The organism is Kitasatospora indigofera (assembly GCF_014655955.1).
Taxonomy (GTDB): domain Bacteria; phylum Actinomycetota; class Actinomycetes; order Streptomycetales; family Streptomycetaceae; genus Kitasatospora; species Kitasatospora indigofera.
The window spans coordinates 297,130-317,240 of sequence record NZ_BNBO01000002.1 but is presented as its reverse complement, the minus strand read 5'-3'; the positions used below and the strand labels follow the sequence as shown (position 1 = coordinate 317,240).

General features: G+C 76.1%; 15 protein-coding genes. 8 read left to right on the top strand and 7 right to left on the bottom strand.

All coding sequences use genetic code 11. The features are described from left to right. Positions 1-116: 116 nt before the first annotated feature. Entirely contained in the window at positions 117-1,175 is a 1,059-nt protein-coding gene (locus IE329_RS40280; protein WP_229927129.1) for a polysaccharide deacetylase family protein, read from the top strand. Positions 1,176-2,320: 1,145 nt separating this feature from the next. Here the strand turns inward: IE329_RS40280 and IE329_RS03335 are convergent. The 3 genes from IE329_RS03335 to IE329_RS03325 form a co-directional block, all read right to left on the bottom strand. Beyond that, the gene (locus tag IE329_RS03335; protein ID WP_190209238.1) at positions 2,321-3,022 is read right to left on the bottom strand and encodes an exonuclease domain-containing protein; all 702 of its coding nucleotides are present in this window, start codon (positions 3,020-3,022) and stop codon (positions 2,321-2,323) included. 204 nt (positions 3,023-3,226) lie between these two features. Then, positions 3,227-4,525 carry a Dyp-type peroxidase gene (locus IE329_RS03330; RefSeq protein ID WP_190209237.1) on the bottom strand — a complete coding sequence of 433 codons (1,299 nt, stop codon included), beginning with the start codon at positions 4,523-4,525 and terminating at the stop codon, positions 3,227-3,229. A 609-nt stretch (positions 4,526-5,134) separates the two neighbouring features. After that, entirely contained in the window at positions 5,135-6,400 is a 1,266-nt protein-coding gene (locus IE329_RS03325; protein ID WP_190209236.1) for an SAV2148 family HEPN domain-containing protein, read from the bottom strand. 509 nt (positions 6,401-6,909) lie between these two features. Between IE329_RS03325 and glgX the strand changes: the two genes are divergently transcribed. The 3 genes from glgX to treZ all read left to right on the top strand — a co-directional run bounded on the left by glgX (position 6,910) and on the right by treZ (position 13,494). After that, a complete protein-coding gene (gene glgX, locus IE329_RS03320; protein WP_190209235.1) occupies positions 6,910-9,102 on the top strand; it encodes a glycogen debranching protein GlgX in 2,193 nt (730 codons plus the stop codon). 136 nt (positions 9,103-9,238) lie between these two features. Next, positions 9,239-11,764: a malto-oligosyltrehalose synthase gene (gene treY, locus IE329_RS03315; RefSeq protein WP_190209234.1), complete on the top strand. Its 2,526-nt coding sequence runs from the start codon at positions 9,239-9,241 to the stop codon at positions 11,762-11,764. Next, positions 11,761-13,494 (top strand): malto-oligosyltrehalose trehalohydrolase, encoded by a 1,734-nt coding sequence (gene treZ / locus IE329_RS03310; RefSeq protein WP_190209233.1) that lies wholly within the window; start codon positions 11,761-11,763, stop codon positions 13,492-13,494. Before treY ends, treZ begins: the two co-directional genes overlap by 4 nt. Positions 13,495-13,629: 135 nt before the next feature. On the opposite strand, the gene IE329_RS03305 is transcribed toward treZ, so the two are convergent. After that, positions 13,630-14,541 (bottom strand): transketolase family protein, encoded by a 912-nt coding sequence (locus IE329_RS03305; RefSeq protein WP_190209232.1) that lies wholly within the window; start codon positions 14,539-14,541, stop codon positions 13,630-13,632. Positions 14,542-14,623: 82 nt separating this feature from the next. Continuing rightward, positions 14,624-15,355 carry a thiamine pyrophosphate-dependent enzyme gene (locus IE329_RS03300; RefSeq protein ID WP_190209231.1) on the bottom strand — a complete coding sequence of 244 codons (732 nt, stop codon included), beginning with the start codon at positions 15,353-15,355 and terminating at the stop codon, positions 14,624-14,626. A 54-nt stretch (positions 15,356-15,409) separates the two neighbouring features. On the opposite strand from IE329_RS03300, the gene soxR reads away from it, so the two are divergent. The 3 genes from soxR (at position 15,410) to IE329_RS03285 (ending at position 17,464) form a co-directional block, all read left to right on the top strand. After that, complete coding sequence (gene soxR, locus IE329_RS03295; protein ID WP_190209230.1) at positions 15,410-15,898, top strand: redox-sensitive transcriptional activator SoxR; 489 nt, start codon at positions 15,410-15,412, stop codon at positions 15,896-15,898. A 215-nt stretch (positions 15,899-16,113) separates the two neighbouring features. Further along, entirely contained in the window at positions 16,114-16,959 is an 846-nt protein-coding gene (locus tag IE329_RS03290; protein ID WP_190209229.1) for an SAM-dependent methyltransferase, read from the top strand. Positions 16,960-17,077: 118 nt separating this feature from the next. Then, positions 17,078-17,464, top strand: coding sequence for a VOC family protein (locus tag IE329_RS03285; protein WP_190209228.1), 387 nt, complete (start codon positions 17,078-17,080; stop codon positions 17,462-17,464). Between the two features lie 95 nt (positions 17,465-17,559). On the opposite strand, the gene IE329_RS03280 is transcribed toward IE329_RS03285, so the two are convergent. After that, a complete protein-coding gene (locus IE329_RS03280; protein WP_190209227.1) occupies positions 17,560-18,450 on the bottom strand; it encodes a LysR family transcriptional regulator in 891 nt (296 codons plus the stop codon). Between the two features lie 76 nt (positions 18,451-18,526). On the opposite strand from IE329_RS03280, the gene IE329_RS03275 reads away from it, so the two are divergent. Then, a complete protein-coding gene (locus IE329_RS03275) occupies positions 18,527-19,357 on the top strand; it encodes a CTP synthase C-terminal region-related (seleno)protein (RefSeq protein WP_190209226.1) in 831 nt (276 codons plus the stop codon). Positions 19,358-19,493: 136 nt separating this feature from the next. Here IE329_RS03275 and coaE read toward each other — a convergent pair whose 3' ends face one another. Then, a complete protein-coding gene (coaE, locus tag IE329_RS03270; RefSeq protein WP_190209225.1) occupies positions 19,494-20,084 on the bottom strand; it encodes a dephospho-CoA kinase in 591 nt (196 codons plus the stop codon). Positions 20,085-20,111: the final 27 nt, after the last annotated feature.

Here is a 20,111-nt window from a genome sequence, read left to right as displayed (position 1 = left end):
GCTGACAGCCACCGCCCGGGCCGGGGCCGGGGCGTGGAACCATGGCAGCCGACCGGGCGTCTTGTCGGACAGTCATCCCGGTCGGGGGACCGGTGGGACCGTCAGGAGGCACCGCCATGTCCTCGCTCGAACCCGTCACCCGGTCGTTCCCGGCCCCTTCACGTCATGCCCCGGCGGCCCGCAAGCGGCGGGGCGCCCTCCGGTCGGCCTGCGCCGCCCTGCTGGTGGTGGCGGTGGTCTCGGGGTGCGGCACGGCACAGGGCGCGCTGCAGGCGAGCACGCCGCCGAGTGCGCCCCCGGCGGCACCGTCAGGGGCGACGGTCACACCTCCCGGCGGCTCCGGTCCGTCCGAACCGCCGTCCGCGCCCACCGCGCCGGGCACCCGCCCGCCCGCCGGGTCCGACGCCGCTGCGGCACCGAGCGCCACCGCCCCCGGCCGCACGCCCGGGGCTCCCCGGCCCGGCTCGCCGCAGCCCGCCCCGGGCGCCCCGACGGCCGGCACCCCGACAGCCGGTACCCCGACGACCGGTACCCCGCCCGCACAGCCCGCGCCGCCGCCGGCCGCCCCGGGGGTGTCGGCCGCCCTGGTCGCCGGCACCGCGCACGGCGGCCGCACCGTCGCGCTCACCTTCGACGACGGCCCGGGCCCCGCCACCGGACAGGTGCTCGACGTGCTGGCGCAGTACGGCGCCAGGGCGACGTTCTGCCAGATCGGCCCGCAGGCCGCCGCGAACCCGGCGATGGTCAAGCGCATCCTGGCTGCCGGGCACCGGCTCTGCGACCACAGCGTGCACCACCCGCAGCCGTTCGCCGCGCTCTCCCACGACCGGCAGGTGGAGGAGATCGTGCCGGCCAGGGACATGATCGTCCGGGCCGGCGGGGCGGGCACCGAGGTGCCCTGGTTCCGTGCCCCGGGCGGGGGTTTCACCGCCGCCAACCAGCAGGTCGCGGCGGCCGCCGGCATGCGCCCGCTGACCTGGACGGTGGACACCCGGGACTGGTCCAGGCCCGGGGTGCCGGCGATCGTGGCGAGCGTCCAGCGCGGCCTGCGCCCGGGCGGCGTGGTCCTGATGCACGACGGCGGCGGCGACCGCAGCCAGACCGTCGCGGCCCTGCGCCAGCTGCTGCCGTGGCTGACGGCCCAGGGGTACGGCTTCGACTTCCCGGCCGTCTGACCGCTCCCGTCCCCAGGGCGCTCCGCCGCCGTCCGACGCGCGCCGCGGGCGGTGGCGCCCCGCCGGAAATGCTTTGTGCCTGCTCCGGCCCGCCTCGTAGCGTGTCCGCATCGGCGTGCAGCTCAGCAGGAGAGCACCGGGCTTCATCCCGGAGGGCGCGGGGGCAGGACCCGCCACGCCGGCCATGGACACGAACGCTGACAAACAGCTCGCACCGGCCGGCCCGCGGATCGGGCCGGCTACCCGGCCGGCCGGTTGGCCCGGGCCCTGCGGACCGCGACGACCCACGAGGACGCCGGCACCCGGGCCCGCGCCGAACGCCGGGTCGGCCACTGGCGCGAGGTGCTCCGCGCGACGGCCTCCGGTGCGGTGACGACCGGCTCCCGACACCGGTGGCCGGGTTCCCCTCCTGGGTGACTCCCCGGGTGGTGCACGGCGGGTTCGTCACGGGCGCCGCCTCCGCGGGCGGGCCGTTGCTGCCGTACGAGCCGGAGGCCGCCGCCCGGGAGCACCGTCGCGCGGTGGAGGAGTTCGGGAGGCTCTGCCGGGCGCGGGCCGGTGGCGGCGCGGGCTGGTCGGTGGACGCGATGGTGATCGAGCAGGCCCAGATCCTCACCACGCACAACCTGGCGGCCCTGGTCGCCCTGGCCGGCATCGGGCCCGGGTACGGCTGGGCGGAGGCCGCCCGGCGCTGCTTCACCGCGGTGTGCGCCCTGACCGCCCGGCTGCACCGGGACCCGCAGGGGTGGAACACCGTCAAGGACGCGGCGTACGCCTGGCGGCAGATGCTCTTCCACCTCTCGCTCTGCGGCGCTGCGGAGCGGGCCGAGGTGGTGGCCCGGACCGAGGCGGAGGCCGCCCGGCACCCCGGTCGGGTGGCGGACCGGCTCGCGCCGGCGCCGGCCGGCCTGCGGCTGGTCGCCGCGGGCGGGGAGTTCAGGGCCGACGGCACCGCCGAGGGCGGGCGGGCCCGGCGGCTGCCAGGCCGGAGCGGCACGGATCACCGGCTGCGGCGGGATCTCCCGGCGACCCCCGGGCCGGGGTGGGAGCAGGACCGGGGACGGCGCGGGGCCACGGCTTCGGGCCGCCGGCCGGGGGTGCCGTCGGGCGGCTCCGCTGCGGGGCCGCCCGGCCCCGGGCCGGCCTCAGCGCATCGGCCAGCGCGGGTCGATCACGGCCTGCGGGTCCTTGCCCTTGCGCAGCCAGGACTGCAGGCCCTCGGCCCACTCCCGGTACCAGCCGACCTGCCGCCGGTGCAGCTCGGCCAGCTCGACCTCGCCGGCCTGCGCCGGGTAGCGCTCGCCGAGGGCCACCGCGACCAGGACGGCGGCCAGCGCGTCGCTGCCCGCCTCGTGGGCGTCGGTCAGCTCGACCCCGTAGACCTCGCAGACCCGCTGGAGGGTCCGCGAGCCCTTGCGGTACTTGTCGACGGCCCGGTCGATCGCCAGTGCGTCCAGCACCGGCGTGACCGGCCCGCCGAGCCGCTCGGCCAGGCCGGGCAGGCCGTGGCGGCGCAGCTCGGCGTCGAGCAGGGAGAGGTCGAAGGGGGCGTTGAAGGCGACCACCGGGCGGCCGGCCAGGATGCGCTCGCACAGCGCGGCGGCTATCTCCTCGACGCCCTCCTTGGCCGGGCGCCCCCGGCCGCGGGCCAGTTCGTCGCCGATGCCGTGGATGGCCTCGGCCTCCGCCGGGATCGGGACGCCGGGGTCGAGCAGCCAGCTGGTGGTGCTCTCCCGGCGGCTGCCGACGGTGTCCACGAGGGCGGCCGTGACGATCCGGGACTCCGCCGGGTCGGTGCCGGTGGTCTCCAGGTCGAAGCCGACCAGTGGCTCGTGCCACCAGCTCATAGGGGTGTGTCCTTCCGTCCGGCCGCTCTGACGTCCCCTATCATCGCCCGGACCACCGACAACCCGGCCCGTCGGCCCCTCCCTGGCTGGTCCGGGGCCGTCCCCGGGCGGCGATCCGGGCGGCTGGGAGGTCCCGGACCGGCCTTGCGGCGGCGGCGCCGCGACCGGGCCCGGCCTTGGTGCCGGGCCGGCGGCCGGGAGCGGTCAGACGGCGGCGAGCAGCCCCCGGGCGAGCCAGTCGGAGGCGTCCCGGACGCCCGGCAGGACGAAGAAGTAGCCGCCGCCGGTCGGCTGCAGGAAGCGGGCCAGCGGCTCGTCCGCCAGCCGGGTCTGGACGGCCTCGAACTGACGGACCACGTCCTGCTGGTAGCAGCAGAAGGCGAGGCCCAGGTCGACTTCGCCCGCCGGGTCGAGCCCCCGGTCGTAGTTGAACCCGCGGCGCAGGATGCGGCTGTCGGCGGTCGCCTGGGTCCGCGGGTTGGCCAGCCGGATGTGGGCGTCGAGCGCGATGCCGGCGCCCTCCGGGTCCTTCCCGTAGTTGGGGGCGTCGGTCTCGGAGCCGTACCCGAGCGGGGCGCCGGTGGCCTTGTTCCGGCCGATGATCCGCTCCTGCTCGGCGAGCCGGAGGCCGTCCCAGGCGTCGGCCAGTGTGCGGATCACCCGGATCACCTGGTAGCTGCCGCCGGTGGCCCAGCCGGGTTCGCCGCCGCCCTCGGCCACCCAGACCAGCCGGTCCATCAGCCGGGCGGAGGTGGTGTCGGGGTTGACGATGCCGTCCTTGAAGCCGAGCAGGTTGCGCTGGGCGCCGCTGGGCCGGGGCCGGTTCTGGAAGCCGTCGACCTGCCAGCGGGCCCGCACCGCGCCCCGGGTGTGCCGGGTCAGGTCGCGCAGGGTGTGCAGGACGGTGTCCCGGCTCTCGGCGCAGACCTGGAGCGAGAGGTCCCCGTGCAGTTCGGCCGGCTGCAGGCGGTCGCCGGCGAAGGCCCGCATCGGGGCCAGCCGCAGCGGTCTGGCGGCGCCCAGGCCGAACCGGTCGTCGAAGAGCGAGGCCCCGACGCCGACCGTGACGGTGAGGTCGTCGGTCGGCAGCACCGGCCCGAGGAGGCCGCTGTCGGACGGCGGGGCGTCCGGGCCCATGTCCGGCGGGGTGCCGCCGGAGGCGAGGAAGCGGATCCGGGTGGTCAGGGTGCGGAACAGGGCCTCCAGTCCGGCCCGGTCGGTGGCGGTGACGTCGAGGGAGACGAAGGAGGCGAAGGCCGGCGCGGGGGTGGTGACACCGGCCTGGTGGACGCCGTGGAAGGGCACGAACCCGGCGTCGGACCGTTGCTCGGCCCGGGCCCGGACGCTGCCGGGCCCGGCCCCCAGCGCGAGCGCGGCCCCCGCGGTGCCGGCCCCGAGGGCGGCTCTGACGAAGCCACGGCGGGAGGCGCCGCCGACGGCCGGGCAGCCGCCCGGTGCGGACGGGTCGGGGCGGGAGCCGCTGGCGGTGTGCTGGCTGGTCATGGTGGCCTTCCAGGTCTGGGGGGCGGTTCGGACGCGCCGGCGGAGGGCGCGCGGGACGGCCGGGCGCGCGGGCCCGCGTCCGGACCGGCGTGCAGTCCCGCGTGCGCAGCGGCACGGGCACCGGCACGGGCACCGGGGCGCGATCGGGCGTGCGGGCAGGGGCCGGCGGGTGGACGGCCGGTCGCGGCCACGGCCCGGGGCGGGCGCTGAGGCCGGGCCGGGGACGGACGGGCCGGTGGCCGGACAGACGCCGGCGCTCGGGCGGGCGCCGGCGGACGGACGGGCCGGTGAAGGGTCGGGCCGGTGAACGGTAGGGCCGGTGAACGGTCGGCAGGCCGGGACGGGGACAGACCCCGGCCTGTTCGATCACGGGAACGACGCTAGCAAGGGGCCGCCGCCACCGCGCGGCCCCGGGCGGACGGCTGACCGCCCATCGGCTGAATGCCGGTCGGTTGCCATCCGTCCGGCCTACCGCCGCGAGACCGCGGGCACCACGGACGGCGGACGGCGACGAGAGGGCGGCGGTCGAGAGGGCGGAGCGGCGACGGCGAGCGCGGAGCACGGCCGGGAGCGCGGACCCCCGGCCGCCGGGCCCGGCCCGACGGTCCCTCAGGACACCGGCCGGGAGTCCCCCCAGACGCCCTCGAACTCCTCGCGGTAGACCTCCAGCAGCCCCGGTTCGGTGGAGCCGGGCTGCTGGCCCGCGCCGCCGCGCAGCACCAGCGCGGGGGACTCCATGCCGCGCGCCTTGCGCAGGTAGGGCTGGACGACCCCCAGGTCGGTGGACTGCCGGCGCCCGCCGGCCTGGCCGGTCGGGCGCGGGCCCTCCACCAGGTAGGCGGTGAAGCGCGGTGTCTCGTCGAAGACCCGGATCTCGAATCCGCCCTGGTCGCGCAGCCGGGCCCGGACCCGCCGGACGTGCATGATGTTCATCTCGATCGAGCGGGCCAGTTCGCCGCGCCCCAGCCCCAGCTCGCGCTCCCGCCGCCGGACGGCGCTGCTGGCCGGGTTGAGGAAGAGCAGCCGGACCCGGCACCCGTCGGTGGCCAGCCGCACCAGCCGCCGGCCGGTGTAGTTCTGGCAGAGCATCCCGAGGCCGATGCCGAGCGCGTCGAGCCGCCGGGCGCCGTCCAGCAGGTCCTCCACCGGCAGGTCCCGTTGCAGCCGGACCCGGTCGGCGTGCACCGCGACCACGTCCGCGTACCGGCCCGCCACCAGGGCCTCGACCACGTCGGCGGGCACCCCGCCGCTGCCGCCGTCGAGCAGGGCGAGCAGCCGGGCGGCGGCCCGCTCGGTCTGGGCGAGGACGGTCTGGGAGAGGCTGCGGTTGCGCGAGACGACGTGCCGGGCGACCTCCAGCTCGTCCAGGGCCAGTTCGATCTCGCGGCGGTCGGCGAGGAAGGGCTCGAAGCAGGGCCAGTGCTGGACCATGAGCTCGCGCAGCTGCGGCAGGGTGAGGAAGACCAACGGGTCGTCGTCGGCCGGGTCCAGCAGGTAGCCCTTGCGACGGCTGACCTCCCGGACGGCGCCGGCCCGGTGCGCCCACTCCTCGCCGGCCGGCCCGGCCGCGGCGGTCACCCAGTCCTCGCCGTGCGCCGGGGCGTAGACCGGTCGCAGCACCTCGTCCACCAGCGCGCGCAGCCGCTGTTCGACCAGGTTGAGCCAGACGTACGCGCGGCCGGCCAGCCGGACCCGCTGGTAGGCCTCGTCCCATTCGCCGCCGGACCAGGCCAGGGCGGGCACCTCGACCGGGCCGCCCTGGGCGGGAACGGCGGCGCGGGAGGCCATCGAGGGGCGCATCACGACCGTCGGCGCCTCGCTGCGCCCGGGGCCGCGGTCGGTGCCGCCGCCCCTGCCGCCGGCGGGGAACACCATGGGCTACCTCACCTCTCGGCCGCCGGGAGTGACGGGTCGTTCACTGACTGCTCGTTCACCGGTTACTCGTTCACCGACCGCCCGGCCACCGGCCGGTCCGCCCGCGGGCGGGTCGTCCACCGACGGACCGCCGGCCGACCGCGCCTCGTCCGTACGGGTGACCGGACCCGCCCCGCCCGGTGCCGCGGGGCCGTGGATTCCCGGGCACCGCCGGACGATCAAGAGTACTGCCCGCCGGACGGCCCGCGCAGCCGGATGGCCGACCGCGAGACGAAAGGGACCGGTCGTCCCGCTCGTCCCAGCCGCCCCACGGACACCCGTTCGGGCGAACAAGTGGCGAATGGACCATAGGTCGGACGGGGCGTCGGGGAGGATGGCGACTGTGCCGTGCGTCACGGTACGCGACAGCCGCACATGCCCGGCCCCCCGGCCGGGCAGAAGCCGGGAAAAGCTGCACCGAGGCCGGAGAGATCGTCAGTTCCCGCTATTACCATAGAAGTTGAGGACGTATGCAGGTCTGGCCAGGTCAGCCGTACCCCCTTGGCGCCACCTACGACGGGGCCGGCACCAACTTCGCGGTGTTCTCCGAGAGCGCCGACCGGATCGAGCTCTGCCTGTTCGGGGAGGACGGCTCGGAGACGGCCGTCGAGCTGCGCGAGACGGACGCCTTCGTCCGGCACGCCTACATCCCGGGTGTCCAGCCGGGCCAGCGCTACGGGTTCCGGGTGCACGGCCCCTACAACCCGGGGCTGGGGCAGCGCCACAACAGCGCCAAACTGCTGCTGGACCCGTACGCCAAGGCGATGAGCGGCACCATCGACTGGGACGAGGCGGTCTACGGGTACCACTTCGGCGCGCCCGAGCGCCGCAACGACCTGGACTCCGCGCCGCACACCATGCACTCGGTGGTCATCAACCCGTACTTCGACTGGGGCACCGACCGGCCGCCGCGCACCGACTACCACCGCACGGTGCTCTACGAGGCGCACGTGAAGGGGCTGACCCAGCTCCACCCGGGCATCCCGGAGGAGATCAGGGGCACCTACGCGGGCCTGGCCCACCCGGCGGTGATCGAGCACCTGGCCAAGCTCGGGGTGACGGCCATCGAGCTGATGCCGGTGCACCAGTTCGTCCGCGACCACCGGCTGCGCGACCTGGGGCTGGCCAACTACTGGGGCTACAACACCATCGGGTTCTTCGCCCCGCACTCCTCCTACTCCTCCGGCGGCGACCGCGGCCAGCAGGTGCAGGAGTTCAAGTCGATGGTCAAGGCCCTGCACGCGGCCGGCATCGAGGTGATCCTGGACGTGGTCTACAACCACACCGCGGAGGGCAACCACCTCGGCCCGACCCTCTCGCTGCGCGGGCTGGACAACGTCTCGTACTACCGCCTGGCGCAGGACCAGCGCTTCTACGAGGACACCACCGGCACCGGCAACAGCCTGCTGATGCGCAGTCCGCACGTACTGCAGATGATCATGGACTCGCTGCGCTACTGGGTCACCGAGATGCACGTGGACGGGTTCCGCTTCGACCTCGCGGCCACCCTCGCCCGGCAGTTCCACGAGGTCGACCGGCTCTCCTCGTTCTTCGACCTGGTCCAGCAGGACCCGGTGGTCTCCCAGGCCAAGCTGATCGCCGAGCCGTGGGACCTGGGCGAGGGCGGCTACCAGGTCGGCAACTTCCCGCCGCTGTGGACGGAGTGGAACGGCATGTACCGCGACACCGTCCGCGACCTGTGGCGCGGCGAGAACGCGACGCTGGCCGAGTTCGGCTCCCGGCTGACCGGCTCCTCCGACCTCTACCAGGACGACGGGCGCCGGCCCATCGCGTCCATCAACTTCGTCACCTGCCACGACGGCTTCACCCTGCGCGACCTGGTCTCCTACAACGAGAAGCGCAACGACGCGAACGGCGAGGACAACCGGGACGGCGAGTCCTTCAACCGCTCCTGGAACTGCGGCGCCGAGGGCCCGAGCACCGACCCCGCGGTCGAGGAGCTGAGAGCGCGCCAGCAGCGCAACTTCATCGCCACCCTGATGCTCTCCCAGGGCGTCCCGATGCTCTCGCACGGCGACGAGCTGGGCCGCACCCAGCACGGCAACAACAACGCCTACTGCCAGGACAACGAGCTCTCCTGGGTGCACTGGCCCGCCGAGGGGAGACCCGAGCCCGACGGCCCGGACACCGGACCGGACGCCGAGGCCGGTGCCGACGCCGCGGCGCGGGCCCGCCCCGGCTCCGACGCCCGGCTGCTGGAGTTCACCCAGGGCATGATCTGGCTCCGCCGCGACCACCCGGTCTTCCGCCGCCGCCGGTTCTTCCACGGCCGCCCGGTCTCCGGCACCCACGACGACCTCACCGACATCGCCTGGTTCACCCCGGCCGGCGAGGAGATGACCAAGCGGGACTGGGGCGCCAGCTACGCCAAGTCGCTCACCGTGTTCCTGAACGGGGACGCGATCTCCGAGCCGGACCGGCGCGGCGGGAAGATCACCGACGACTCCTTCCTGCTGATGTTCAACGCCCACTTCGAGCCGCTGGAGTTCACCGTCCCGGCCGGGCACGGCAAGGAGTGGCACGTGGTGGTCGACACCGCGCAGCCGGTCCTGCCGGCCCCCGGCACCGGGGCCCGGGTGAAGGCCGGCGACGCCCTCTGGCTCACCGACCGCTCGCTGATGGTGCTCCAACGGCGCGCCTGAGCCGGCCGCCGGCGGCACCGGGCGGGCCGGCGGCGGGCGCAGCCGCCGGAGCACCCGGACGGCACGGCGCGGACGGTTCACCCGTTCGCCCGACAACGGGCCATAGGCACGGGCCACGGCGGGTAGGTATGGACTCATGACCTCACCCGCCGAGCCCGCGCAGCCACGCCCGGCCGGTGACGGCCCGGCCGGGGCCGTCCAGCCCCCCACCGCCAGCTACCGGCTCCAGCTGCAGCCCGCCTTCACCCTGCGCGACGCCACCGCCGCCGTGCCCTACCTGGCCGCCCTCGGCGTCTCCCACCTGCACCTCTCCCCGCTGCTGGAGGCCACCGCCGGCTCCACCCACGGGTACGACACGGTGGACCACAGCCGGGTCAGCGAGCAGCTCGGCGGCGAGGAGGCCCTGCGCGAGCTGGCCGCCGAGGCCCGTCGGCACGACCTGCGGCTGATCGCCGACGTGGTGCCCAACCACATGGCCGTCCCCGTCCCCGAGCAGCTCAACCAGCCGCTCTGGCACGTCCTGCGGGACGGCCCGGACTCCCCCTACGCGCGCTGGTTCGACATCGACTGGGCCGCCCAGCCGGGCCCGGTGGACGCCCCCGGACGCGGCCGGCTGCTGCTCCCGCTGCTCGGCGGCCGGCTCGGCGCCGTGCTCGACGAACTCACCGTCGACGGGGACGTGCTGCGCTACCACGACCACGCCTTCCCGCTGCGGCCCGGCACCGAGGGCCTCGCCCTGCCGGAGCTGCTGGAACGCCAGTGGTACCGGCTCGCCTGGTGGCGCCTGGCCCGCACCGAGCTGAACTACCGCAGGTTCTTCACCGTGAACGACCTGATCGCCGTCCGGGTCGAGGTCCCCGAGGTCTTCGAGGCCACCCACGGCACGCTGCTGCGGCTGCACGCCGAAGGACTGCTGGACGGGTTCCGGATCGACCACCCGGACGGGCTGGCCGACCCGCGCGGCTACCTGCGGCGGCTCGCCCGGGCCACCGGCGGCGCGTACACCGTGGTCGAGAAGATCCTCACCGGTGAGGAGGAGCTGCCCGCCGACTGGCCGTGCGCGGGCACCACCGGCTACGACGCGCTGCGCCGGATCGACGGCGTGCTCACCGACCACGCGGGGGCCGGCCGGCTGACCACCGCCTACCAGCAGTTCCTGGACGGCTCGGACACCCCGGGCGCGAGCGCCGGACCGCCCTGCGCCGACCCGCACCCGGCGGCGGCCGCCGGCCGGCGCGGCCGGGCGCAGCTCACCGCCGAGCGCGGGGAGCTGGCCGCCGAGGTCGACCGGCTGGTCCGCCTCGCCGGACGGATCTGCGCCGCCGAACCCGCGCTGGCCGACCACGCGCCCTGGGAGCTGCGCGGGGCGCTGCACCGGATACTGACCGCGTACCCCGTCTACCGCCCGTACGTGCGCCCCGGCGAGCCCGCGCCGGAGGCCGCCGCCGAACACCTGCGGACGGCGCTGGAGCAGCGGGGCGACGCGCCCGCCGGCCCGGCCGCCGACACCCTGGAGCTCGTCGGCGCACTGACCCTGGGCCGGCTGGGCAGCAGTGCGGAGAAGGACGAGTTCGTCGTCCGGTTCGCGCAGACCGCCTCGGCGGTGGCCGCCAAGGGCGTCGAGGACACCGCCTTCTACCGCTTCAACGCGCTCACCGCGCTGAACGAGGTCGGCGGCGAGCCGGCCCGGCCGGGCGTCGCCCCCGCCGACTTCCACGCCTGGTGCGAGTACGTCGAACGGCACTGGCCGCACACCATGACGGTGCTCTCCACCCACGACACCAAGCGCAGCGCCGACGCCCGGGCCCGGCTCGCCGTGCTCGCCGAGCGGCCCCGGCTCTGGGCCGACGAGGCCGCGGCCTGGACGACCGCGGCCGGCCCCTGCCCCGACCGCAACACCGCCTGGCTGCTCTGGCAGACCCTGGTCGCGGCCTGGCCGATCAGCCCGGAGCGGCTGGTGGCCGCGCTGCTCAAGGCCGCCCGCGAGGCCAAGCTGCAGACCTCCTGGACGGCGCCCGACGCCGCCTTCGAGCAGGCCGTCACGGACTACGCGCACGCCGTGTACGGCAACCCCGGGCTGCTCCCCCGGATCGAGGGCCTGGTGCGCGCCATCGCCCCGTACGCCCGGGCGAACACCCTCGGCGGGGCCCTGCTGCACCTGACCGTGCCCGGGGTGCCGGATCTGTACCAGGGCAGCGAGGAGCCGCTGTACACGCTGGTCGACCCGGACAACCGGGCGCCGGTGGACCTCGGCGCGCTCGCCGTGCGGCTGACCGACTCGGCCTCCGGGCGGCTCACGGAGCCGCCCGGCCCGGCCGGCGACCTGGCCCGGGAGAAGCTGCACCTGACCACCACCGCGCTGCACCTGCGCCGCGAGCGCCCGCTCGGCGGCTACCGGCCGCTCGGCGCGCACGGCCCGGCCGCGGCCCACCTGCTGGCCTTCCGGCGCGGTGCCGACGTGATCAGCGCGGTCACCCGGCTGCCGTACGGGCTGGAGCGGTCCGGCGGCTGGCGCGACAGCACCCTCGACCTGCCCGCCGGGCCCGGCCCGTGGACGGACCGGCTGACCGGCCGCGCCTTCGACCCCGGGCCCGTCCCGCTGGCCGCCCTGCTGGAGCACTACCCCACCGCCCTGCTGACCCGCCCCCAGGAGCACGCGTGACCGAGTACGAGGTCTGGGCCCCGGAGGCCGAACGGGTCGACGTCGAGGTGGAGGGCAGCCGGTTCCGGCTCGCCCCGGACCCGGCCCGCGCGGGCTGGTGGCGCGGCCTCGCCCCGGCCGGGGACTACGCGTTCCGGCTGGACGGCGGCCCGCCGCTGCCCGACCCGCGCTCCCGCCGCCAGCCGCAGGGCCCGGACGGGCCGAGCCGGGCCGTCGACCACGGCGCCTTCCGCTGGTCCGACACCCCGTGGCACGGCCGCCCGCTGCCCGGCGCGGTGCTGTACGAGCTGCACGTCGGCACCTTCACCCCGGCCGGGACCTTCGACGCGGCCGCCGAGCGGCTGGACCACCTGGTGGAGCTGGGCGTCGACTTCGTCGAGCTGATGCCGGTCTGCCCCTTCCCCGGCCGGTACGGCTGGGGCTACGACGGGGTCTCGCTCTGGGCGGTGCACGAGCCCTACGGCGGCCCGGAGGGGCTGAAGCGCTTTGTCGACACCGCTCACCGCAAGGGCCTGGGCGTGGTGCTCGACGTGGTGCACAACCACCTCGGCCCGTCCGGCAACCACCTGCCCGCCTTCGGCCCGTACTTCACCGACCGCCACCACACCCCCTGGGGGTCGGCGGTCAACCTGGACGCCCCCGGCTCCGACGAGGTACGGGACTACCTGACCGGCAGTGCGCTGGCCTGGCTGCGCGACTACCGGATCGACGGGCTGCGGCTGGACGCCGTGCACGCCCTGGTGGACGACCGCGCCCTGCACTTCCTGGAGCAACTCGCCGCCGAGGTCGACCGGTTGGCGGTGACCAGCAACCGCGAGCTGTTCCTGGTCGCGGAGTCCGACCGCAACGACCCGCGCACCACCGGCCCCCGCCAGGCCGGCGGCCAGGGCCTGGCCGCCCAGTGGAGCGACGACTTCCACCACGCCCTGCACACCACCCTCACCGGTGAGTCCCAGGGCTACTACGCCGACTTCGCCGCCGAACCGCTCGGCGCCCTGGCCAAGGTGCTCACCCGGGGCTGGTTCCACGACGGCAGCTGGTCCTCGTTCCGCGGCCGGCACCACGGGCGGCCCTTCCCGCCCGCGTACGGGCACCGGCTGCTCGGCTACCTGCAGACCCACGACCAGATCGGCAACCGGGCGCTCGGCGACCGGCTCTCCGCCACCCTCACCCCCGGCCAACTCGCCGCCGGCGCGGCCCTGGTGCTGACCTCGCCGTTCACCCCGATGCTCTTCATGGGCGAGGAGTGGGGCGCCGGCACCCCCTGGCAGTACTTCACCGACCACACCGACCCGGAGCTGGCCGAGGCCGTCCGGCGCGGCCGGCGGCGGGAGTTCGCCGAGCACGGCTGGCAGGCGGACGAGGTGCCGGACCCGCAGGCCCCGGGGACGGTGCTGGCCTCCACCCTGGACTGGAGCGAGCCGGCCCAGCACCCGCACGCCGAACTCCTCGACTGGTACCGGCTGCTGCTGCGGCTGCGGCGCTCCCACCCGGAGCTCTGCGACCCGGACCTGGCGGCCGTGCGGGTCGACCACGACGAGGAGCTGCGGTGGCTGGTGGTGCACCGCGGGCCCTACCGGATCGTGGTCAACCTCGGGGCGGAGGGGCCGCGTTCGGTGCCGCTGGGGGCCCCGCACGCCGGGACGCTCGCGGTCTTCGGGCGGTGCGAGGCTGACGGCGACTCGCTGGAACTGGCCCACAACAGCACGGCGGTGGTGCGGACCGGCTGAGCCCGGCGGACGACGCGCGGGCGGACGGGTCGGCGGGCCGACGGGCGGCGGGCGGACGGGCCGGCGGGAGCCGGCAGGGGCCGGCGGGAGCCGGCAGGGGCCGGCGGGAGCCGGCAGGGGCCGGGCCGGACGGGCTCAGCGCAGGAAGAGCGTGATCCGCTCCCGCAGCGAGCGGGCGTCCAGGCCGTAGGCGGCCAGGTGCTCGTCGATCGAGCCGTAGTGCCGGTGCTCCGCCCGGGGCACCCCGAGGCCAAGCACCCGGTGCGGGACCTCGGCCAGCGCCTCGTGCGCCTCGCGGTCCGAGGTGCCCGCCAGGTACGGCTCGACGATCACCACGTCGGCGGCGGCGCCCGCGCCGGTGGCGGCCCGCAGGCCGGCCGCGTCGAACGGCCGCACCCCCGCGGCGTACAGCACGGTGACGTCCATGCCCTCGGTGGCCTGCAGCACCCCGTCCAGCATCGGTCCGACCGCCAGCACCACACCGCGCCGGCCCTCGCGGACGGTGAGGAAGCGCCCCGGCACGACCGGCCGGGCGAGCGCGTTGCGGTGCACCGAGAGCCGGAGGTAGACGTTGCGGTCGCCGTCCTTCACGGCGTGCCGCAGCAGGGTCTCGGCCTCGTCCGGGTGGCCGGGCACATGGACCGTCCAGTCCGGCAGGGTGTCCAGCAGGGCGACGTCCCCCGGCGACATGTGGGTGCGGCCGCCGGCCGGCCAGTCGTAGGAGCCGGCCGCACTGACCAGGACGGCTCCGACGCCCTGGTGCACCAGGTCCAACTTGACCTGCTCGAAGGGGCGTTCGACCAGGAAGCTGGCGAAGGTGTGCGCGATCGGGCGCAGCCCGGTCAGCGCCAGCCCGCCGGTCGCGCCGATCAGCAACTGCTCCCGGATGCCGACGTTGATCACCCGGTCCGGGTGCCGCTCGGCGGCCCGGGCGAAGCCGGCGGCGCTGATGTCGGCGAGGACCAGGGCCAGCCGTGGATCCTCGTCGAGCAGGCGGGAGGTCACGTCGAGGAAGCGGTCGCGCATGGTGTCGGTCTCGGTGGGCATCGCAATTCCCTTGCATGGTGGGGGGATCGGGGTGGTCGGCCGGCAGTGGGCGGGGAGCGGGGCGGCGGGCAGCGGAGCGGGCTCAGGACTCCTTGGGCTCGACCCGGGCGACCACGGCGTGCGGGCGGCCCGGGTGGGCGGCGGTGAAGGCCGCGTACAGCGCCTCGTGGTCACGGCCGTCGACGGTGGCCGTGGACCAGCCCTCGGCCTCGAAGCGGGCCGCGATGCCGCCCCGCCAGCCGTGCGTGGCCGAGGAGTTGTCGATCACCACCACGTGCAGCCGGTCCAGCCCGGACGCCCCTGCGAAGGCCACCGCCTCGTGGTTGGACCCCTCGTCGAACTCCGCGTCGCCGAGCAGCACCCAGACCGCCGGGTCGGTGAGCCCCTGGGCCCGCAGTCCGAGTGCGGTGCCGACGGCGAGCGGCAGGCCGTGGCCGAGCGATCCCGAGCCGATCTCGGCGCCGGGCACCAGCAGCCGGTCCGGGTGGTGTCCGAGCGGCGAGTCGTACGCGCCGAAGCTGGGGAGCACCGCCGGGGAGAGGAAGCCCTTCGCGGCCAGCACGGCGTAGTAGGCCATCGGGCCGTGGCCCTTGGAGAGCAGGAAACGGTCGCGGTCCTGGCGCCCGAAGGTCGCGGGGCGCACGTCCAGCACCCGGTCGTAGAGCACCCACAGGGCGTCCAGCGTGGAGGTGGCGGCCGGGCCGTGCTTCTCGGCGCCGGTCATCAGGGCCATCAGGGCCGGCAGGTCCTCGAAGCCGTACCCCTGGTGCAGGTGCGGGCGGTGCTGCGGAGAAATGGTCTTCGTCGCGGTCATGGAAGGATCGTCCAACTTGAAGCCGACTTCAAGTCAAGCGCTAGAGTGACCCGCATGGGCCCGAACCGCCACGACCTCCTGACCATCGGCCAGCTCGCCGAGCGCAGCGGTCTCGCCACCTCCGCGCTGCGCTACTACGAGAAGCTCGGCCTGATCCACTCCGAGCGCACCGCGGGCGGCCAGCGCCGGTTCCCCCGCGCCACCCTCCGCCGGGTCGCCTTCGTCCGCGCCGCCCAACGCGTCGGGCTCTCCCTGGAGGAGGCCCGCGGCGCACTCGACCGCCTCCCCGAGGACCGCGCGCCCAGCACCACCGACTGGAACGGGGTCGCCCGCTCCTGGCAGACCCGGATCGACGAGCAGATCGCCGACCTGGAGCGCCTCAAGGCCAAGCTCACCGGCTGCATCGGCTGCGGCTGCCTCTCCATCTCCCGCTGCGCCCTCTACAACGCCGGCGACCGCGCCGGAGCGGCCGGCCCCGGCGCCCGCTACCTGCTCACCCGCGACCCCGGCACCGGCCCGGAGCCGCGCACCACGGAAGGCTGACCGCCGGCCGCACCCGACGCCCGGCACCCGGCCCGGCGTCCGTCCGCCGGGCCCCGGCACCCGTCCCCGCACCCGTCCCCGCACCCGTCCCCGCACTCGTCCCCGGCACCCGGGCGGCGCCGGTTCGCGGCCGGCTCGGCGAAACGCCCCACACCCCGCCCTGACTCCCGCCTATGCTGCCGGGGACAGGGTGGATCACCGACGGGGGAAGCTTCATGACCGGCCATCAGGACATCGCGGCGGGGACGGACCAGGACGAGGCGATCCGGGTGCCCGCCGACCTGCGCCCTGAGATACCGCACCCGGCCCGGATGTACGACTACTACCTCGGCGGCAAGGACAACTTCCCCGCCGACCGCGAGGCCGCCGAGAAGGTGCTGGCGCTCAGCCCGCTGGTGCGGATCAGTGCCCTGGCCAACCGGGCCTTCCTGGGCCGGGCCGTGCGGCACCTCGCCGAGCAGGGCGTCACCGACTTCCTGGACATCGGCACCGGCATCCCGACCGCCGGCAACACCCACCAGATCGCCCAGCAGGTGCACCCGCACGCCCGGGTCGCCTACCTGGACAACGACCCGATCGTGCTGGTGCACGGCCGCGCCCTGCTCGCGGCGGCCAGTCACGGCAGCGCCACCGTCGTCCAGGCCGACCTGCGCGATCCGGACGCCGTCCTCGCCACGCCCGAGGTGCGCCGGCTGCTGGAACCGGGCCGGCCGGTGGGGCTGCTGCTCTTCGCCGTCCTGCACTTCGTCGACGACAAGGACGACCCGCACGCGATCGTCCGCCGGCTCGTCGACGCCCTGCCCCCGGGCAGCCATCTGGCGCTCTCGCACGCCACCGGGGACTTCACCTCGGCCACCGCCGCCGCGAAGGGCCCGGCGATCTACCGGGCGGCCAGCGCCCAGCTGACCATGCGCACCCGCGAGGAGGTGCTCGGCTTCTTCGAGGGCCTGGAGCTGGTGGAGCCCGGGCTGGTCACCGCCCCGCTGTGGCGGCCCGACCGGGCACCGGAGCCGACCGACGGCGAGGTCGCGATCTGGGCGGGCGTCGGCCGCAAGCCGTGACGGCGGAGCCGGTCCGGCGGCCGGCCGGACGGACCGCCCCTCGCGGTGTCCACGGCCCGGGCCACCGCCCGGGCCACCGCACCGGCCGCCGGTCCGGTCGCTGTGGCACGATCGGCTGATGGCTCACATCGGACTCACCACCCTGCTCGTCCGCGACTACGACGAGGCAATCGCCTTCTACGTGGACGCCGTCGGATTCGAACTGCGCGAGGACACGCCGCGCGGGGACGGCAACCGCTGGGTGGTGGTCGCCCCGCGCGGTTCGCGGGAGACCGGGCTGCTGCTGGCCCGGCCGGCCAAGCCGGAGCAGCTGGCCAGGATCGGCGACCAGACCGGCGGCCGGGTCGGCCTCTTCCTGAACTCGGACGACTTCGAGGCCGACCACCGCCGGATGACCGCCGCCGGGGTGACCTTCCTGGAGGAGCCCCGGCACGAGGCCTACGGCTCGGTCGCGGTGTTCGAGGACCTCTACGGCAACAAGTGGGACCTCATCCAGCCGCGCTGAGCGGCGGCGGCGCCTGGCCCTCGCGGCCGGTCGGGGCAGATCAGGACAGGGCGGTTCAGGTCAGGTCAGGGCCGGGCGGATCAGGGCCGGGCAGGTCAGGGCCGCTCGGGGTCGAGCAGCCGGGCCAGCAGCGCCGCCGGTCCCTCCGGGAGGCTGCCGCGCACCAGCTCGGTGCGGTGCACCAGCCGGGGCTCCCGGACGGGCGCCCCGAGCACTCCGGGCACGCCGTCGAGCACACCCTGCGGCAGGACGGCCAGGCCGTGGCCGGCCGCGACCAGGACCAGCAGCCCACGGAGGTCCGTCCCCGGGTAGCGGGTGGCCGGCCGGAACCCGGCCACGCCGGTCGCGGCGCGCAGCCGCTCGGCCGGCACGGCGACACCGGGCGCGTCCAGCCAGCGGGCGTCCGCGAGGTCGGCGAGGTCCAGGCCGCGGCGGCCGGCGAGCGGGTGGCCGGCGGGCAGGGCGACGGCGACCGGCTGCTCGGCGACCGCGACGGCGGTGAGCGGACCGACGTCGGGCAGCTGCAACGGATCACTGGGGGCGGCCATGCCGTCGGTCAGCCCGAGGTCGGCCTCGCCGGTGGCGACGGCCGCCGGCACCTCCGGCCGGCCGAGCACCCGGACGGTGAGCTCCAGCCCGGGGTGGGCCTGCCGGGTGGCGGCGAGCGCGGCGGCGAGGCCGGTGGTGACCGCGAGCGGGGTGGCGGCCAGTACCAGGCGGCTCGCGGGTGCGCCGGCCAGCCGGGCGATGTCGGCCCGCGCCGCCGCGGTCCGGAGCAGCAGCGGTCCGGCGTGCTCCAGCAGCCGGGCGCCGGCCTCGGTCGGCTCGACCGGCCGGCGGTGCAGCAGCCCGGCGCCGAGATCGGCCTCCAGGACGGCGATCTGCTGGGAGACCGCCGACTGGGTGTAGCCGAGTTCGCGGGCGGCGGCCGAGAAGGAGCCGAGCCGGGCCACGGTGACGAAGGTGCGCAGCAGGTGCGGTTCCATGGCCATCAGTATTGCTGATGGCAGGGTCAGCAATCATCGTTGGCGCCGATCTCGGCCCCCGGGCCAGGATGGTCGCATGACCACTTCCAGCACCCCCTCCGCCGGTCCCGCCGTCCTCCCGCCGGAGGATCCCGGGGCGGCGCGCGGCGCCGGCGCGCCGTACACCGCCCGGCTCGCGCTGGTCGGCGACCGCTCCCCCGGCGTCCGCTCGCACGCCCGCGTCCCGGGGCTGCTCGACGCGCTCGCCCGGCGCGAGCAGCTGGTCCTGGACGCGTACTGGATCTCCACCGAGGACGCCGGGCACGAGGGCGCACTGGCCGGGTTCGACGCGGTCTGGCTGCTGCCCGGCAGCCCGTACCGCAGCGAGGCCGGGGCGCTCGCCGCCGTCCGTACGGCCCGGGAGCGGGGCATCCCGTTCCTCGGCACCTGCGGCGGCTTCCAGCACGCCGTGCTGGAGTACGCGCGGACCGTCTGCGGGCTCGGCGGCGCCGCCCACGCCGAGTCCCCGGAGCGCCCGGCGGCCGCCGGGGAGGACGAACAGCTGCTGGTGGTGCCGCTGACCTGCTCCCTGGTCGGCCACGAGGGCGTCATCGAGATCACTCCGGGCACGCTCGCCGCCCAGGTCCTCGGCACCACCCGCACGCTGGAGCGGTACCACTGCTCGTACGGCCTGAACGCCGAGTACCTCGACGTCCTGCGGGAGTACGGACTGCGGTTCAGCGGGGCGGACGAGCGGGGCGAGGTGCGGATCGCCGAGCTGCCCGGCCATCCGTTCTTCCTGGCCACGCTGTTCCAGCCCGAACTCGCCGGGGACGGCACCAGCCCGCATCCGGCGATCCGTGCGCTGGCGGGGGCCGCCGTGGCGCACGCCGCCCGCGTGACGGCCGGCGCCGCCACCCGGGCCTGACGGGCCCGCCGGGCGCGTCCGTCCCCGCGATGCCCGTTCCCGCGATGCCCGTTCCCGCCATGGCCCGGCCCGCGGCGCCCGGCCGGGTGCGGCCGGACAGGTGCGGCCGGACGGCCGGCGGGAAGTCAGTGGGAAGTCAGCGGGCCGTCAGCTCGTCCCAGACCTGACGGACCCGGGGGGCCAGGGCCTCCAGCGGGCCGCTGTTGTCGATCACCAGATCGGCGACCGCGAGCCGGTCCTCCCGGGTGGCCTGGGCGGCCATCCGGGACTCGGCCTCGGCCTCGGCCATGCCGCGCAGCCGGACCAGCCGGTCGAGCCGCACCTCGTCGGCGGCGTCCACCACCACGACCAGGTCGTAGAGCGGGGCGAGCCCGTTCTCGGCGAGCAGTGGCACGTCGTGCACGACGACGGCGTCCGGCGCGGCGGCCTCCTCCAGTTCGGCGGAGCGGGCCCGGACCAGGGGGTGGACGATGGCGTTCAGCGCGCGCAGCCTGGCCGGGTCGGCGAAGACCAGGGCCCCCAGCGCGGGCCGGTCCAGCTCGCCGTCCGCGCGCAGCACATCGGGGCCGAACTCGGCGAGCACGGCGGCCAGCCCCTCCGTCCCCGGGGCGACCACCTCACGGGCGATCAGGTCGGCGTCCACCACCACGGCCCCGTACGAGGCGAACAGCCGGGACACCTCGCTCTTGCCCGCGCCGATCCCGCCGGTCAGTCCGATCTTCAGCATGGCGTCAGGCTACCGGCAGCGCCCCGG